Source organism: Dyadobacter fermentans DSM 18053 (assembly GCF_000023125.1).
In the GTDB taxonomy this organism is placed as follows: Bacteria; Bacteroidota; Bacteroidia; order Cytophagales; family Spirosomataceae; genus Dyadobacter; species Dyadobacter fermentans.
Genome location: NC_013037.1, coordinates 2,906,445 through 2,923,874, shown reverse-complemented (window position 1 = coordinate 2,923,874; position 17,430 = coordinate 2,906,445). Strand labels below are relative to the sequence as shown.

At 48.2% G+C, this 17,430-nt stretch carries 17 protein-coding genes and 1 other RNA gene; 5 read left to right on the top strand and 13 right to left on the bottom strand.

What is annotated here, in order from left to right:
• Positions 1–70 precede the first annotated feature (70 nt).
• The 3 genes from DFER_RS11680 (at position 71) to DFER_RS11675 (ending at position 4,534) form a co-directional block, all read left to right on the top strand.
• Positions 71–2,374: a TonB-dependent receptor gene (locus tag DFER_RS11680; protein ID WP_015811835.1), complete on the top strand. Its 2,304-nt coding sequence runs from the start codon at positions 71–73 to the stop codon at positions 2,372–2,374.
• A 295-nt stretch (positions 2,375–2,669) separates the two neighbouring features.
• Positions 2,670–3,041, top strand: a transfer-messenger RNA (tmRNA) gene (ssrA, locus tag DFER_RS29580).
• A gap of 245 nt (positions 3,042–3,286) precedes the next feature.
• Positions 3,287–4,534: a site-specific integrase gene (locus tag DFER_RS11675; RefSeq protein ID WP_015811834.1), complete on the top strand. Its 1,248-nt coding sequence runs from the start codon at positions 3,287–3,289 to the stop codon at positions 4,532–4,534.
• Positions 4,535–4,606: 72 nt separating this feature from the next.
• Here DFER_RS11675 and DFER_RS30370 read toward each other — a convergent pair whose 3' ends face one another.
• Positions 4,607–4,807 carry a hypothetical protein gene (locus DFER_RS30370; protein WP_041735014.1) on the bottom strand — a complete coding sequence of 67 codons (201 nt, stop codon included), beginning with the start codon at positions 4,805–4,807 and terminating at the stop codon, positions 4,607–4,609.
• A gap of 9 nt (positions 4,808–4,816) precedes the next feature.
• Between DFER_RS30370 and DFER_RS11665 the strand changes: the two genes are divergently transcribed.
• The gene (locus tag DFER_RS11665; protein ID WP_015811833.1) at positions 4,817–5,869 is read left to right on the top strand and encodes a DUF932 domain-containing protein; all 1,053 of its coding nucleotides are present in this window, start codon (positions 4,817–4,819) and stop codon (positions 5,867–5,869) included.
• A 71-nt stretch (positions 5,870–5,940) separates the two neighbouring features.
• Positions 5,941–6,324: a DoxX family protein gene (locus DFER_RS11660; RefSeq protein WP_015811832.1), complete on the top strand. Its 384-nt coding sequence runs from the start codon at positions 5,941–5,943 to the stop codon at positions 6,322–6,324.
• Positions 6,325–6,749: 425 nt separating this feature from the next.
• Here the strand turns inward: DFER_RS11660 and DFER_RS11650 are convergent, their stop codons facing one another.
• From DFER_RS11650 to DFER_RS11590, 12 genes are all read right to left on the bottom strand, one after another.
• Positions 6,750–7,028, bottom strand: a complete 279-nt coding sequence (locus DFER_RS11650; RefSeq protein WP_015811830.1) for a hypothetical protein — start codon at positions 7,026–7,028, stop codon at positions 6,750–6,752.
• Complete coding sequence (locus tag DFER_RS11645; protein WP_015811829.1) at positions 7,028–7,300, bottom strand: helix-turn-helix domain-containing protein; 273 nt, start codon at positions 7,298–7,300, stop codon at positions 7,028–7,030. The genes DFER_RS11650 and DFER_RS11645 overlap by 1 nt, the downstream gene beginning before the upstream one ends.
• Positions 7,301–7,312: 12 nt before the next feature.
• A complete protein-coding gene (locus tag DFER_RS11640; protein ID WP_015811828.1) occupies positions 7,313–7,603 on the bottom strand; it encodes a hypothetical protein in 291 nt (96 codons plus the stop codon).
• Positions 7,604–7,606: 3 nt separating this feature from the next.
• Entirely contained in the window at positions 7,607–8,389 is a 783-nt protein-coding gene (locus tag DFER_RS11635) for a hypothetical protein (RefSeq protein ID WP_015811827.1), read from the bottom strand.
• A gap of 11 nt (positions 8,390–8,400) precedes the next feature.
• Positions 8,401–9,240: a conjugative transposon protein TraN gene (gene traN, locus DFER_RS11630; protein ID WP_015811826.1), complete on the bottom strand. Its 840-nt coding sequence runs from the start codon at positions 9,238–9,240 to the stop codon at positions 8,401–8,403.
• Between the two features lie 28 nt (positions 9,241–9,268).
• A complete protein-coding gene (traM, locus tag DFER_RS11625; RefSeq protein ID WP_041735011.1) occupies positions 9,269–9,448 on the bottom strand; it encodes a conjugative transposon protein TraM in 180 nt (59 codons plus the stop codon).
• A gap of 550 nt (positions 9,449–9,998) precedes the next feature.
• Positions 9,999–10,607: a S41 family peptidase gene (locus DFER_RS11615; RefSeq protein WP_041735007.1), complete on the bottom strand. Its 609-nt coding sequence runs from the start codon at positions 10,605–10,607 to the stop codon at positions 9,999–10,001.
• A 126-nt stretch (positions 10,608–10,733) separates the two neighbouring features.
• Entirely contained in the window at positions 10,734–11,000 is a 267-nt protein-coding gene (locus DFER_RS11610; protein WP_143828720.1) for a hypothetical protein, read from the bottom strand.
• A gap of 303 nt (positions 11,001–11,303) precedes the next feature.
• Complete coding sequence (locus DFER_RS11605) at positions 11,304–12,794, bottom strand: tectonin domain-containing protein (RefSeq protein WP_015811825.1); 1,491 nt, start codon at positions 12,792–12,794, stop codon at positions 11,304–11,306.
• A 226-nt stretch (positions 12,795–13,020) separates the two neighbouring features.
• Entirely contained in the window at positions 13,021–13,302 is a 282-nt protein-coding gene (locus DFER_RS11600; RefSeq protein WP_015811824.1) for a hypothetical protein, read from the bottom strand.
• A gap of 10 nt (positions 13,303–13,312) precedes the next feature.
• Positions 13,313–14,083: a LytR/AlgR family response regulator transcription factor gene (locus DFER_RS11595; RefSeq protein ID WP_015811823.1), complete on the bottom strand. Its 771-nt coding sequence runs from the start codon at positions 14,081–14,083 to the stop codon at positions 13,313–13,315.
• Positions 14,080–17,145 (bottom strand): ligand-binding sensor domain-containing protein, encoded by a 3,066-nt coding sequence (locus DFER_RS11590; RefSeq protein ID WP_015811822.1) that lies wholly within the window; start codon positions 17,143–17,145, stop codon positions 14,080–14,082. Before DFER_RS11590 ends, DFER_RS11595 begins: the two co-directional genes overlap by 4 nt.
• Between the last annotated feature and the right edge of the window lie 285 nt (positions 17,146–17,430).

Sequence of the window (17,430 nt, the reverse complement as noted above, 5' to 3'; positions counted from 1 at the left end):
ATAAAGCTGGCAGGTGCAACGATTCGGCCTATTTTTGTCACTGATAGTTTTAAATACCAATCTGACCTCTATGATCCGCATATTTTTACTGATACTTCTTGCTGCAACTTCTGCCTGGGCGCAACCACTCACGTCGGTCATTCGGGGCAGTGTGAAGGACGCCGACAGCGGTCAGCCGCTCGGCACTGCAACCGTGCAGCTCGATGGCCAGGGAACACTCACCGATGAGGCGGGGCTGTTCCGGTTTGAGGGCGTCACCACGGGCAGGCACACACTCACGGTTTCATTTGTGGGTTATCAAACGCGCGTGATCTCGGAAATTCTGCTCGAATCGGGCAAGGAAAACGTGCAGGAAGTGTTGCTGAGCGGCACGGGCAGGCAGTTGGAGGAAGCGACGGTGTCGGGCAGCAGAACGCCGGCATTCAACAGTGTTCAGGCCATTACTGCCGAGCAAACCATGCGCTACGCCGCCACCTACCTCGATCCGGCGCGCGTTGCGACCTCGTTCGCAGGCGTAGCGGCCGCCAACGACCAGGCTAATGGCCTCGTGGTGCGCGGCAACTCGCCCAACAGCATGCAATGGCGGCTGGAAGGTGTCGAAATCGTAAACCCGAACCATTTGTCGAACGCGGGGACATTCAGCGACAGGCCGACATCCACGGGGGGAGGAGTAAACATCCTGAGCACGCAGCTCATGGGTACATCCTATTTTATGAGCGGGCCCTTTCCGGCGCAATATGGCAATGCGATGTCGGCCATTCTGGATATGACATTGCGCAAGGGTAATAATGAAAAGAATGAATTCACTGCGCAGGCGGGGCTTATCGGGCTGGATATTGCTGCGGAAGGGCCGTTGTCAAAGCGCAATAAGGGCTCTTACCTGGTCAATTACCGGTACTCGTTCACCGGGCTGCTCGGCGCGATGGGCGTTAATTTCGGCGGCGAGGACATCCGGTTTCAGGATTTGTCATTCCATGTCGAAATCCCCACAAAAGGCAATGGCAGCTTCACGCTTTTCGGGCTTGGAGGGATCAGCAGCAATGATTTTACAGGCCAAAAAGATTCATTGCAATGGGAAACCGACAAGGATGCCTACAACATCCGCTACAAAAATAAAATGGGCGCGGCCGGCTTTACGCTCACGCAACCCACCGGCACCCGCGGCACTTACCGCATGGCATTTGCGATTTCGGGGCTCAACACCACACGCGACGCATCGCCGTTGTATCCGCGCCAGCTTTCGTCGGGTGATATTGAAGGTAAAAATTATCTCTACACGGGTAAAATATCGTTCAATACCTCCTATTCCCACAGGATCAGCGCAAAAAGCAGGCTTTCGGCAGGAATATTCGTGCTTTTCCAGCACTCGGATACCGCCCCGGACTGGCCGGATGACCACTTCCGTTCATGGACGGTACAGCCTTATCTGAACTGGTCGTGGAAAGTCGCGGAATCAGTCACGACGGAAGTCGGCCTGCACGCTATGATCAGCAAGGTGCGCGCCGATATCGCGGACGTGCACACGAACATCGAGCCGCGGCTGGCCGTGAGATGGCAGGCTTCGGCAGCATCGCGGTGGACGATTTCTTATGGAATGCATAGCCAGATGCAGAACGACATGCTGTACATGGCGCCTTACGGGATGAGCACCCGCGTGCTGAACCTCCACCTGGCGCCATCCAGAGGGCATTACCTCACAATGGGCTACCAGCGCGAACTGCCGAAGGGATCGTCGCTGAAACTGGAAGCCTACTGGCAGCATCAGTACGACATTCCCGTGGCTGGGGACGAGTTCAGAAACTATTCGGCGGTGAACCTGATCGAGAAAATCCCCGACGAACGGTTCGTCAACGAAGGCACCGCGCGGAACTACGGCATCGAGGTTACCTACCAGAAACTGCTCACGAGCGACTTCTACCTGCTCGCAACCGGCTCGTTGTACAGCGCCACGTACGTCGACCGGACCGGCGTGCGCCGCGACGCGCGGTTCAACGGCCACCACACGCTGAGCCTCACGGCGGGAAAAGAAATCAAAAGCGGCGACCGCAGCATTTGGGGAATCAATGCGAAAATCCTGTGGATAGGCGGCTTTCGCGAGCGCCCGATCGACGAAGCATATTCGCAAAAGCTGAACTTCGCCATTGAAAGCAGCAATATCTACTCCGTAAAACTCCGCGACTACTTCCGCCCGGACCTGCGGATTTACTGGAAAAAGGGTCACCGCAAATACAGCCGCACACTTGCGCTGGATCTGCAAAACGTGTCGGGAACGCAAAACGAGGGTTACCACCGGTACGACGCTTTCTTGAAACAGATAGTGGTTCAAAAACAGCTCGGGCTGATTCCGGTGCTGAGTTATCGGTGGGAGTTTTAAGGGCAATGAGCCGCGGTGGAACGCGGAATGATTGAATGATTGAATGATTGAATGATTGAATGATTGAATGAGTGAATGAGTGAATGAGTGAATGGGTGAATGAGCCGCCGTGGAACGGGGAATGAGTGGATGGGGAGTGGCTGAAAATTTATTCTCCTGCAATGGATTGTTTGCCAGTGATTTACTTTTAATGAGATTCTGTTTTTTTAAATGCTTTGAACTTTCTGGGTTTTAAAATTGTAAGTTTTTAGCAATCAAACTTTGGCTTTGTTTGAGGCTGCACTACCAACAAAATGGGGGTGACCGGTTTTGACAGCGGGCTGAGGGCTTGTGTGTAAGCATGTCGGGAGTTGAGAGTACCTCCCGGAAATAATATTCTCAAACAATAACTGGCGAATCTACTTACGCCATGGCTGCCTAATCCGGAGGATTAAGCAAATGCCATCATCTCTCCACCTCACGTGCTGCCGGGTGGGTTCAGAGGTGTCGAACCGCAGCGCTGGTTGGTATATTGATGCGTAAAACCAACGAGACCCTAGTATCTAAGGCTATGACGCAGGTCCGCCGGGAACCTTGTCAGGCTCGAAAACCGAATCACGGATAAGCATGTAGAAGGCGCAGGTTTTCCCTGTTCTGGACGAGGGTTCGACTCCCTCCATCTCCACCAAAAGCAATTGTAAAAGCTATCAAAAGTCTGTAAATCGTTGATTTGCAGACTTTTTTCATTATTCGGCCGTACCAAAACTTTCAAAAATTCTCAAAGTTTGGGTGAGCGTTTCGGTGAGCAAATTTGACGTTAATAATTAGCTCACCACATCGGTAGTAACGGTCTGATTCATAGCCTGTTCACGTCGTGAGCATCTTGATTTTAGTCGACAGAGAAAGTTTCTTTACCACTTAATCAAGAATGGTATGTTGACAAAAAGTTTTGGTTTACTCTTTTACCTTAAAAAGAGAACTGGGCAAACAAAAGGAAAGTTGCCAGTATACATGCGAATTACCATCGACGGAAAGCGGGCTGAGATCGCTGTGAAGTCGGAGTGCGAACCAGCTCGTTGGAACTCTTCATCGGGACGGGCATCCGGGAACAAAGAGGAGATTAAAAAGCTGAACGCGTATCTTGATATACTTCAAGGTAAGGTTTATGAAATCTATCGTGAGCTGGCTACGAGGGGTGGTACAATAACCTGTAAGCAAATAAAGGCAGAGCTCAGCGGTTCCGTAGAAGAGAAGAGGATGGTTTTACAGTTGTTCCAGCAACACAACGATAGGGTACGTGCTTTGATCGGAAAAGAATTTTCGAAAAATACATACATCCGATATGAGACTTCGCTTCTTCATTCGCGAGCGTTTATCCGTTGGAAGTATCAATGTGATGATTTGGAAATCACCCAGCTTGATTTTGACTTCATAGCGGATTATGAGTTTTGGTTGAAAAGTCAACGGGGTTGTAACCATAATACAACCATGAAATATCTGGCAAATTTCAAAAAAATTGTTTTGTCCTGCGTTAAACGCGGCTGGCTTCCTAGAGACCCATTTGTATCGTTTAAATTGGGTAAGCATGATGTGGATCGTGAGGTCCTTTCTGAGGCAGAATTATTTTCAATTATGTCGAAGAAGATGCCAACTACACGCTTGGATCAGGTGAGAGACATCTTTGTGTTCTGTTGTTACACTGGGCTTTCTTATGCAGATGTATACAAACTTAAACGAAGCGAGGTCATACTAGGGGTTGACAAAAATCGATGGATAACACTAAAGCGGCAGAAAACAGACACGGCATCACGAATCCCGCTTCTCGATTCGGCCGCTAAAATCCTTGATAAGTATAAAGACCACGCTCAATGCGCCGTTGCGGATCAGTTGCTACCCGTATTATCTAATCAGAAAATGAATTCATATTTAAAAGAGATTGGGGATTTGTGCCATATCGATAGAAATATCACATTTCACCTTGCCCGCCACACCTTCGCGACAACAGTTACTCTGGCGAATGGAGTAGCGATTGAAAGTGTATCTAAAGTGCTGGGTCACAAGAATATCCGCACAACTCAGCATTACGCGAAGGTGATTGATAAAAAGGTCGGTGAAGATATGAAGGCATTGGGTGCTGTATTGGCAAAGAAGAGTAGGGTTCCAAAAGAATTCAACATTTGACAAACAAACTCGGCAAAAGGGCAGCTAAATAAGTGGCCCTAGTTTTCAGGATTGTTAGAAGCCGCCAAAAGCTTACGGCATAATGGCGGCTTTCTCTATCGAGATCAACTTCAAAAATTTAAGCTGCCAGCCCGTCCGGGCACTTATTCCGTTTCCTTTTGGCTGTTGAGGGCCACTGTTAGAAGGGCTTTCTTTTTCTCGCTTTTTCTTTGTCAAACATTCATTTTCAGGGAGCGAGAGGAAGAAAGAAAACGATTTTCTAACTTCTAACATGTCAAAATCATGGCTCACAATCTGAATTTCAACGAAAGCACTGGTAACTTCTCTTTCTTCTCAGTAAAAGAAAAAGCGTGGCACGGACTAGGCCAAATCGTCGAGCAGTATCCGACAAGTAGCGAAGCGATCGCGTTTGCAGGGCTTGATTATCAAGTTGATAAAGTGCCACTTCTGGCCAGTCTTTGCAATGCAGGAAACGTGGAGGCACAGCAAACTGTTCCGGTTGGCGGATACTTCGCAACGATGCGCACAGATACAAAGGCTGTCCTGGGAGTGGTTGGGCGGGAATACCAAATTGTACAGAATCGCGACGCGTTCACTTTCTTTGATAGTATAGTCGGGGGGGATGGAATTTTATACGAAACTGCCGGAGCACTAGGCAAAGGTGAGCGGATATTTATCACAGCTAAAATGCCCGGTTATATTCACGTTGGATCCGATGATTTGATCGAAAAGTATCTTTTCCTCACAACCTCGCATGATGGAAGCGGTAGTATCACAGCAGCATTCACCCCGATTAGGATTGTTTGTGCTAACACTCTCAACGCTGCAATGAAAAATATGACCAATGTTGTTAAAATTCGTCATACGAGCAATGCCTCGGAACGGCTCCGCTCCGCCCACAAAGTAATGGGGATAGCTAACCGGTTCAGCGATGAGGTTGGCGAAATCTTCAATCAATGGGCGAAGAAGCCAATCACAGATCCGCAGCTTAAAAAATTGATTGAAATTGCAATGGCTCCCAATAAGGAGGTATTGGCAAATGTTCGTGACGGCAAAGCCAACGCCCTATCCACCCAGTTTGTTAACATTGTTGAAGATGTATATGAATATGCATTAAGCAATCCGACGCAGCAGATGCCAACCACCATGGGGACCGTTTTCGGTGCATACAATGCCATAACAGGCTATTTCCAACACGTACGCAAGTTTGCTGACGATGAATCAAAATTGAAATCGATTGTATTGGGCGGTACAGCGCAGCTTCGCGGGCAAGCTGCTTTTAACCTTTGTGCGGATTTTGCCTTGCATGGTATAGATTGCCTAAGCCTGAATTGACCAAATTTTCGCCCGCCCCGTCAGCGGGGCGGGTATGGTTCTTTTCGGATGGCTTGAAAACATCGACAACTATGAACGAGGATAATATCAAAACAGCGGGACGGCTCCTGCTAGGTGCGGGATTGATTTACGCGGGCATCAGCCACTTAACTTTTGCACGGAAGGAATTTCAAGCGCAGGTACCGGACTTTGTACCGTTAAAAAAGGATGATACGGTTGTCTATTCCGGGTTGGTAGAGATTGGCATGGGTGCCGCGCTGGTGGCAGCCCCGAAAAAGTACCGTGAAACGGTTGGCAAAGTAGCTGCTTCATTTTTCACTGCGATCTTCCCCGGTAATATCGCCCAATACACCGAGCACCGGGATGCATTCGGTCTGGATACAGATCAAAAGCGTTTCGCTCGTTTATTTTTCCAGCCTGTACTGGTTTGGTGGGCGCTAAAATCCACTAATTGATTTGCTCAAAAAAATCCGCCTTCGGGCCGAAGCTTTGACCAGCTCCGGCCCGAAGGCGGATTTTTTTGAGGAATTATGAAATCAATGGCTGTTGAAAAGCTCAATGAAAAATAGCAAAAGCCCTACCACAATACACCCTGCGGAAGCGAGCATTGATAAACCTTCCAAGGTTGATATAAGGACGGAGCTCCAATAGCTGTCATAGAATTGAGCGCCGCCAATTCCCCGCCGGTTGAACCTTCGCCTGTTTACAACAAACCGGATAGCGATCCCGGTCGCGAGGAGAACAAAACCATACATCATTACCGAGGTGATGTTGAAAGCCAAGATCATATCAAATTAAAGTTTGGTTCAGATTTCGCTACAAGGTAAATTTGTCAGCTACGCGATTCCAGATCTGATACAGGCTTGCACAGAATTTATGCTCAGTCTAGCAGCCACACCTTGCTACCTTGTTTGGGGTGAAAGGACGGCTGATAATGAATGTAGCCCAGTACCTCTAACTCTTTAAGATATTTGTGATAGGTTGCCGAACTTCGTGTCATTGCCAGTTGCATGATCAATTTGCGGGTAACCTGAAATGGACTAGACTTTCGGTTCCTGTCCCAGATCAGCACCAATGCCAGGTAAGTCCCCACGTGCCAGACTTTCACCCCGTTGTCTTTCAGGATCTTCGTGAGATATTTTGAAATAGATCTTTCCATTATTTCTTTCGTTTTGTTTCGGGGAGCAAGAGGTTCTCAATATCCCCGAGTGCGTAGTAAAATGATCCTCCGATCTTGTTGGGTTTCAAATGGCCGGTAATTCGCAGGTTTTGAAGTGTACCCGCCGAAATATTAAGCATTTTACGCACGTCGGCACTTTTGAGCCATTGATGTGGCTTTGTCTGGGTAGCTTTGAGAATCTGTTTTAAATCTTCCAAAAGCTCCCTTTTTAGTACCTGCAAATCCTCTTTGGTGATGACTTCAATATTCATTTCTGTACAGATTTAGACTGATTGCTCAGGCAATGTGATGGTGCTGGGCCGGTTCTTCTTGAAAGACGGTTCATAAACGATGTAGCCAAATTCGCTCAGTTCCCGGACTGTCCGGTAATAGGTCTTGCCGCTGGAAATTTTTGCTAATTGCATCAGCTCAAACCCGAACATGGAAAGCGTACTGCTGCCGAGTCTACCAGCGGTTTGCAAGATCGCAGTGAAGACGCTGATATGGGTAACACTTATCCTGGCGTCGACACTGATCCCGGCGAAGAACCTGTCAAGGTGGTTTGTGATATCCATAGCTTATCCGCTGATTGACATACCTTTGTCCTTCTTCTGCTTCCGCTCTTGCTTTCGGCCTTTTTCTCCATCGACGTCCGGCGCGGCAGACTGTTCTTGCTGTTTAGACTTTGAAACATTTTGTGACTGCTTATTCTGCATGCGATGCTGGTTAGCATCATAAACAGTCACAGATTTAAATTGCGGATTGGCCTCAATGTAGCGTTTCTGCTCGTTGCCATTTTCGGAAATAGTTACAACTTGCCGGTTCCCTTTTTGCAGCGACTCAATGACTCGCGACTTGTCTTGAGCGTTCCCCATCTCCTTGATTGAGAGCTTACCCAGTTCCTTTTCCAGATCGAAGCCGTAGTTTTGGTGAAACTGTTTTAGCTTGAAATTCCCTGCGTTGTCTGTCTGCTTGAAATCCATTTGCAGCCAGGCATTATAGATTTTTCCCTCTTTATTGGTAAGGTCTTTGTTTACCGCACGTCCATTCATTAGGTTGTATCCTTCCTTCAAGGTGACATTATTATCCCGGCCGATATAAAAGGTTTGCTTCAAGTTTTCAGCTGCTTGTTCCTGTTTGAGTGCTGCGGTGTAGCTATTGAAGAAGTACATGTCGGTTACACTCGACCGTTTGAAATGCAGGGATGAATCCAATGCATCTTTGCCAAATGTGGTTTGGTGCTGCAAAGTGAATTCCGACGGCTGCTTTTTGATCTGCTCCCTGAGCTGTGCTTCCAATTCATCGCCAAAGCCGGAATATTTGACCTGGTCTTTTAGGTATTCAAAGTTTTTCTCGTTCATGATTTTCAAGTTTAAAGGTTTGATGGACTTACTTGCAATGGGATGGATTTCAGAATGTGACGGTTTCTGACTTTCAGGCGTAGGTGTCTGCCGCCGTTTTTTTCATAGAGCGCGATTGACAAAAGCTTTTTGTCCGGAATGGTCATCTTTGGTATTGCGTAAACGAAAGTGTGCTGCGCGCTTGGGCCGACTGAGGTCGTATCACTCAGCACGCGGAATGGTGTGATATAGCTTTCCTGAATCGCTGTACGCTTGGGACGTTTTTTGTCCCTGATGTAAAACCTGAGGGTCTCTATATCATATTTGATAGGCGAGTTATTGGTAAGTATCAATTTGTAAAGCAAAATATCGCCGCAGATGTAAATGCCTGATAGCTCCAATTTTGCTTGAGAAGATTGGTCTTTTATACTGACATTACTGGAATCGTTTTGACTTGCTTGGATCAACGCCTGCTCAATCTCAGCTTCGTTTGGTTCTGCTACTGACGTAGCGCCAACGTTCATTGATTTGCCGATTCTTATGTTGATTGAGACAGGATTCGGACAGTAGCTCGCTAGAAACGAATAAAGCGTCCCATCACCTGTGATAACAGTCAGATTGGTCGTATCGAAAGATGCCATAGCGGCTTTGACTTGCAGGATGTTGTCAAAGCCAGCCGCCGTTTGCGCAAGAATTTCTCCATTCCCTCTGTCCACCGTTTTGATGTTGTATGGAAATACAAGGTGGGTAGTTTTGCTGGTGGTGATTTCAAGTGGAATTGCCTTTATAACGATCGTTTCGACGCCTTGGCAAATGGCTGTTCCGGACAAGCTGAGGCACAGCAGTAGCTGACTCAAAAGAAAATTTCTCATGATAATTGACTCTTAGAATGAATGGAGACTAGATTGATTTGGCGTTGGCGTCTTTGAGAAGCACCTTGTAGCCGGCTTTCACTGAAACCTGGATCAGCTTTGTTTTTCGGCCGAGAAATGTCTTCGCAGCTTCGATACCTGCACTTGCAGCTTGTGCGCCAAGAGATGGGTCGATGATTGGAATGTTTATTCCTTGAATCGCGGGCAAAGGATGTATGAATTAGATTCGTTATTGAATCAGATTAAATATCTTTTTAAAACTGATGATTATAAGCATGAGCAGGAGGTTCGAATCATTATCCGTGGAGGTATGTTTCCGAAATCTGTTGACACCAGCTTCAATCCGCCAAGAGTTTATATAAAAACATTTCCGATTTGTTCTAGCATCATTAAAATAACTCTTGGGCCGAAAGTGCATAAACCGGACGAGTGGGCATCGGCGTTTTATTATCATTTGGGAAACCTTGGTATAAAGCCTGATATACATATATCGAGCTTGCCTTTCAAATAATCCAGCAGTGAATTTTCGAGAAACAGGTGTTTAGTAGTTTCTGTTGTTAATTGCGACGAATTAGATGCTTTTGAGGGACTTGCTGTTTTTGGCGGCCACCTCCCGAATATTTTTCAATCAATGTGCAAGTCAATATGACAAAACTGTGAAAATCCGCTTTTGTTCTGATAACGAATACTATGTTAAGTGACAAATACAAGAAGGACTTTGGTGCCAACCCCCTATGTGGCCATTTCAGCTGTTTGCATCAATGACCGTCGATCCAGGCTTTCGCCGACTGCATTGCTTCGTTTTCCGCGCAGCTTGAATCTGGTTGTATGGGGCCTGAATGGATTCGTTTTTGCCGGTCACAGCAAACAGTATTGGTAAGTGAAATCATGCTGCTGTCCGAAAGGAAGAAGTTCGTTTTCCCGGTAGGAACGCCATAAGTGGCCGCCCCAAAGGTGCGTACTTGCGAAAGCCCTTTTAGCGATAAGAGAATCATTTCGCCTGAGCTGGCTGTGTATTGTCCTGTTAGTACCGCAATAGGGAGATCTGCAACGCCGGGGCGCTCGTAGCGAGAAAGGTAGCCGAGCCGTGACTTCTTTCTGCCTTGTTGATAGTATATGCCGTTCTTGTAGCGGACCGTGCGGCTCTTTTTGCCGTTTCGGTCAGCAAAGCCAATCAATTGTTCAGCATCTATCAGCGGTGCCAGACCAGTGACGAAGGGAATGTAGGTTCCGCCTTCCATTTCCCGCAGATCGATAATGGTGCCTTTCACCTGCACTCTATCGAAATACAGCAGACAATTATACAAGCTATCTGAAATTCTATGAGAGTTTGCTGCATCGGTTGAATTGTAGGATTTCAATTTCATAATTCCATAGTTTCTTTCCACCGAAACATCGAATGGAATATTCGCACGGGTAGCGGCTACATTGCTAACCGGCCGACCTGGGACCTTTGATGCAGGCTGTAAGAAGCTATGTCGGTCATTTAGTTGTTATAATACAAAACGAATCGCCTCGTGCGTGTCGGCTGGCGACTGGGCATGCACCATTTTGGTAAGTGCTTGCTGCTTAATTTTGGCGAAATCCAGATGTTTATGGAAGTAGGCATTGTCTTTGATGAAAGTAAATGCCTGCTCGAAATAAGCGCTGGCGACAGGGCTGGGCTGGCCAGTTGGCATGCTTGGGTTTGGTTCTGCGATTATTGCTGCTGAAATAAGCGATAATGCGAAATAAAATAGACGGGGCAGGCTGTGTTTCATCAAGATGGAGCAGACTTTACGGAATGGATGCTAAAATGAGGTTGAGGGTTGCTTATTGGTTAATAACATAGGCATTGGTAGCAGCAGTATCAAGCATTTTACCCTGATCTTTATAAAGCTGAGACATGCATAAAAAGCGGTATATGGTCGCCATAGGGATACTAAAATTGGCTAGCTCGATCTATTTAAGAATATTCTTAAAAGCATTTGACAAAAAGCGCTTCTCTGCAATATAAATAAAAGACGATAGCAGACTTTTGGCCTGCTATCGCTTCAAAATCGGGTTACTGGCAGCTTAATCCTTTACATGTTGAAGTTAAACCATGACTGGATAGTACCGTTAATGGAAACAAGTGGGCCGTAGGGAGCTTCAAGCGCAGTAATATTATAACCGAATCCCCCTAGTTGGGTCCAACTATTACCTTGCCAACGATAGATTTTGCCTCCTAAAGCGTCGGACCGGCCAGTAATATAGACATAACCGTCAGCTGAAATGGCGATGTCGGAAGCTAATCCTGGCAATTGCACAAATTTGGTCCCGTTGTATCGGTATATTTCACCCTTTGAGTTTGCTACCCATGCGTTCCCGTCAGCGTCCACGGCAATGTAAACACCCCCGCCAGGTTTCTGGACCCATTTACCGTTCTCCAGTTTGTGAATAGACCATCCGGACTTGCCACCATCAATGAATGTGGTGCCGATAATCCAAACCTGCCCATTTGCTCCCACGCCGATGTCTCCGGCCTTGCCTGGGTACTTCTTCCAAGTTCCGTTAGCAAGCATTTCAAAAATGTCGCCGGTGCTGTCAACGATCCAGGGCCGCTCCGTAATCGGATTTACCGCTATTCGGGCTGCGCCCTGACAAGGTACTGTATCCCAATTCTTGGTTGACCAGTTGAATTTATGAACCATCATACCTTTAGGTAGGGGAATCGTCCCTAATTTCCAAAGTGTTGCGTCGCTTCCCCCACCAGCGGCAAGATCGTAGCCGGTCCCCATGGTCGACCATCCCGTATTACTCGGATACAGGTACTTTGCAGCCATCCAGTCTCCCCAGGAAAGAGACGTCCACGCAGCGAATGTACTTTTCATTACCGAGGCATTGTCAACAGTCGGAGTGCCCGGAATATGCATATTATCGTATGAACCGTCGGGATTCGTATGTGTAAGTCCGAGAACATGACCCAGTGCATGAACGATTGCCGCTTTTTTCATGGAAAGCGGTATCTGCGGTCCGTAATAGCAGTAGTTGTAATTGACCAGCACTTCTCCGCCCACGTTGCCGTCCTGTGCTGGCAATGGCGCCTTCACGATGTACGACAAATCGTTTTTCCCGGAGAAGTATGTTTTCAAACGCACTTTGGGATTGTCGTTGGTGATGTAAAATTTGACCTTTGGATTATTATGGTTCCACGTCAGTGCCACTTCGTTGATCGCCTGCTTCCATTCGGCTGGAAAATTCGCATCGATCGAAATACCCAGCGAGCCGACGACCGCATCGGACAGTAACCATTTTGCCCGGCGTTGGGTGGTTTTGGCACCGATGCCTGCTTTCATACGCACCCTTACATCTGCTTCGGATACTAACATGTCTTTTTCGACTACAAAAGCATGGACTGTATCTTCGTAAACGATCTCTGTTGAGGCAACACCCAGCTCGCTGCTCAGAAAAGCAGCCAACGCTTGTGTATCGGAATGGCCGGTTTCCGTACCCGCAACCGGTGGCTGCGAAACCAGTTCGTCTGGCTGTTTGCAGCTTTGCATTGTGAGCGATACCAACGCGAGTACTGCCATGCCATAACGGCATTGTTGACATAAATGTCTCATTTTGAATTTCATGACCAGTTTGAGAATTGTTTGTTTAAATAAATGTGAGCGTCAATTATTGACGCCCGCAAAACTAACGGGGCAGCAGGGCGGAGGAAAAAAATAGAATCCGAAGCGTGAGAAGCGGTTGCTGAGCAGGGTAGTCGAAGGCTTCGAACCGTTTAATCAATGGGTAGTTAGACCAATGTGGGTTTCACTGGTGGGCATGAAAGACTTTTTCATAGTCCCAGCGGAATATTCCCTTGCCGTAGCTGCGGGTCCAGCCGCGGGTTTTGTAGCGGTAAAAACTGTGGAGTAGTACGGCGCTCAGCGCCAGGCCGGCCATGATCCACCAAAAGAGCCAGGAGCGCCAGAAAACGAGGATTAGTATCGATAACGACAGATATTTCACGATCCGGACGCCCGGCTTTTGGGAATCCTTGTGAAACATCACCCGGAGCTCCTTCCGCAAGATGGATTTAGTGTCAGGTTTCATATCTCAGCGTTCATCTGTCGAACCATTTCTTGAATGCTGGCGCTTTCTCGCGGCTGATGTCGACCTGCAACTTCAACGGTGGCCTGAGCACCAGGATGATCTTGTTGTTATCGGCCAGCTGGATACGATGAATGGCTTCCCTTGCGACGATGTGCTGGCGGTTTGCACGGTAAAACTGGTCAGGATCCAGGACTTCCTCCAATTCTTCCAAACTGTCGTTGTTGATCCTGTGGTGTTCGCCCTGAAGTGTGGACACGATGAGCGTGTGGTCTTTCGAAAAGCATGCTATATCCTTCGTTTTCAAAGGAACCCACTGTTGGTGGTTTGTAGCAATGAAGGTTTCGCGGTAGGTTTGGGCAGCAGGCTGGCGTGTAGTCAGCGTAGCCATCAGGCTAGCAATGTCGATTGGTAATGCAGTTTTACCATTCACCAATGACCGGTATTTGTCCAGCGCACGTTTCAGGTCGGTCTCGTCGACTGGTTTCAAGATGTAGTCAATACCATTGACCTTGAATGCCCTTAGGGCATATTCATCGTAAGCGGTTGTGAAAATCACCGGGCACTCCAACTGGAAATGGTCGAATATTTCAAAACTCAGCCCGTCGCCCAGCTGAATATCCATAAACATCAGGTCGGGTTCATTGTTTTGGGAAAGCCAATTCCGGGCGGCTTTGATGCTATGCAGGATCGCAACGACTTCTACGTCTGCTGCAACATTCGAGATTTTTTGTTTGAGCTGGCGCGCAACCAGGCTCTCGTCTTCAATAATAACAGCTTTCATATCAGGGGGATTTTTACTTTAAATGCGTTGGGCGTTTCCTCGATTTCCACGGGCCGCTGCGACAGGTAGCGGTACAGCGAAACCAGACTGGCCAACCCTTGTCGGTTGCTGGTCTGGACGAAGTTTTTCTTTTGCAGGTTATTCTCGACGACTAGCCAGGTCTGCTGCGTGTAAATGCAGATTTTCAGTGGGTCTTCGATGGTAATGATGTTGTGCTTGATCGCGTTTTCAATCAGATTTTGAAGGGTTACAGGCACGATTTTGAGATTCAATAACTGCTGATCGACATCAAAAGTCACCAGCAGGCTTTGCTCGAATCGGGTTTGCTGCAGGTCAATGTACATCTGCACAAACCGGATCTCGTCTTCCAGTGGCACCAGCTCGGTATCCCTGTTTTGCAGAATGTAGCGGTACATTTTGCCCAGGCTTTCCAAAAACCGGGTGGCAAGCTTCTGGTCGATCCAGATCAGGCTTCCCAGTGATGTGAGCGAATTGAACAGAAAGTGGGGGTTGAGCTGTTGTTTAAGGCTTTCGTACATGATCATCGCCTTTTCTTTTTCAAGCGTTGCCGCCCGGCTTTGCAACCCGTAAATCCGCGACTTGCTCCGTATTTGATTTTGATAATAAAGAAATCCAAGGCCTGCCAGGAAAATCATAACCGCAATTCTGAACCACCAGGTGTTGTAGAAGGCCGTTTCGACGTAAAAGGGTATGGTAAGCTCGGCTTGCGTGAGATCGTCGGGATGAATGGCCGCTTTCACCCGGAAATTGTAGCGGCCGCCGGGAATATTGGTGTAGCCTACATACCTGCGGCTCCCCGCTCGCACCCAGTCCGCATCGATATCTTCCAGTTTGTAGAAATACTGATAGGCATCGGGTGTTTTATAGTCAAGAACGGAAAACTCGAAGGAGAAGCTGTTTTCGTCGGGTTCCAGGCGCACAAAGCCATTGCGTGAAAGCTCTTTCTGGTAATAATATTCCTGACCATAGACCTTGAATGAGGTGATCACCGGCACTTTTGCGGCCTTCTGGCCGAGCAAGGTGAACGGATGAAACTGGTAGTAGCCGTTGTTGGCCGTAACCGCCAGAAAACCACCGGGCAAATGACTGATCCCGTAGCCGATGTCGGGCTTGGTAATGCCATCAGAAAGCCCGTAGGAACTGATCCTGTGCGTTAAAGGATCAATTCTACAAAGCGCCGTTTGAGTAATACACCAAACTTTCCCGGACCGATCGCTTTGCATGCTGCTGACGATATCGCCTTTCAAGCCATCACTGCCAGTGTAGAGACTAACAGGCCGTTTTTCGGACTTTGAAATGTCGTAGAGCAGCAGGCCGAGCTCCGTACCTACGTACAAGCGTCCGCCCGGCTGACAGAACACCGAGCTCACGCTCTTAGCCTTTCGGTCCTTGTAGGCCACCGGCACCGGTAGGAATGCGTCCTGTTTCTGATCGTAAAACGCCAGATACCCGTTTTTGCCCGCCACCCAAAGCGTGCCGTACTCGTCGGTATCGATGGCCGAAATCAGCCGAGTCGCGATCGGTCTTGTGGCCGAAGGTGCGTAATGCGTGTATTTCGCATTGCGCGGGTCGTACCTGAACAGGCCGTTTCTTGCGGTGGCTATCCAAAACGTGTTTGCCTTGTCTTGCCGGATGGATAAAAAGAAATTGCTGGGCTTCTCTGCCGTCCATGCGGGCGGTTGCGGGATTTTGACCAGCGTTTCCCGCACGGGATCGAATGTATAAATGACATCCCGCGAAATCACCCAGACCGTTCCGCTCTTGTCCTTCCAAATGTTATTCACCCGCTGCAAGGGCTCGTCCATGTGCGTGTCGACACCCAATGCTTTCGTCACCCCGGTTTTCTTGTTGTGCACTTGCAGCCCATCGGCCCAAAGGGTGGCCGTTAGCTTGAAATGATCATCTTCGATAATGGAAGTAATGGAATGAAATACGGAATGGTCACGTTTTTTAACATTGACCGGCACAAAGGTGAATGGTTTGGATTGCCGGAATGCGGCAACAAGCATGTTCTCGGTATTGAGCCAAAGGTTATTTTCCCGATCGGCCAAAAGGCCATTATAGGAACCGGTGGGAAACCCCTGTTTGCCAGCCAGAAAAACAAATTCCTCCTTTTTCTTGTCAAAATATCCAAACCCCCGGTCAATGGAAGTAAGCCACAAGGTATCGCTGCCGGAATGGTGAATGCCAGAAATGATGTTGGTCGTAGGGAGTATGCGCGGGTCAAACCGGTAGCGCTTCCATCCGCCGGTTTTTATGTTGAAAGCAGCAAGGCCCCCGGCCCAAGAGCCCAGCCAAAGCACGTCATCTTCTACTGTATAGGAAATGAACAGGTTCTGCGGCACCAGGTGCCCGCTTGCATCCGGGTCGGGAATGGCGTTCAAGTTGCCGCTCGTTTTGTTGAATAAATACAAACCAGTGTGCGTGAGCAGGTAAAAGCGGCCGCCCGGCTGCTCGTAAACGCGGTAGACGATGTTGAAAGCTTTGCGGTACTCGGGCTGGTTTATTCCGGTCGCTGTTTCTACAATGTTATATTGCCTGTGCTTTCCGCCGGCCTGGTCTAATCGTATGAGCCCTTCTCCCTTAATGCTGGTCCAGACCGTATTCTGACGATCGATATACAGCATTTTCACTTCTTCGCCTGACAGGTCCCGGCCCTGCACGTCGGTCATCTCGTAGTTGGTAAACTGGCCGCGCACCGGATTGTAACAGCTGATCCCGCCGGTGTAGAAGCCCACCCATATGTTGCCGTTCAGATCTTCTGCCAAAGCGGTGATGTAGTTGCCGGCCATGCTTTTGGGGTTATCGGCGCTGCTCCGAAACGTGATGAAGCCGTGACCATCATACCGGTTCAGCCCGTCGGATGTGCCCAGCCATAGGAATCCTTTTTTGTCCTGGATCATGCAATGCACCAGCCGGCTGCTGAGCCCCTGGCGCTCGTCGTATTGATTCACCTCGAAGACCCGGTCCTGTGCATGCACCCAACCGGCCAATAGCTGAATGCACAGCAGCAAAGATTTCCAGCATCTGCCAGGTTTCATCAGGCTCAGATTAAAGTTAAAGGTGGGCAAGCGGATCAAGATTGGACTTCTAATATGTCTTGCACAAAAATGTTAATCCGAACGAAAGGTTGCCACTTTAATTTGGCGAAACGTATAAGAACCGCTTTCGAAGCGTAGCGAAAATCCATATTTAACGGTTTCAAATTGCCAAAAAGGAAAGCAATTGATTAAGCGGTTCCAGCGGAGATCATGCCCGCTTCCGCAGCTGATCCTATACGCCTTAGCAACTTCAATTTTACCACCATCCAGGAGCGAACTAGTTTT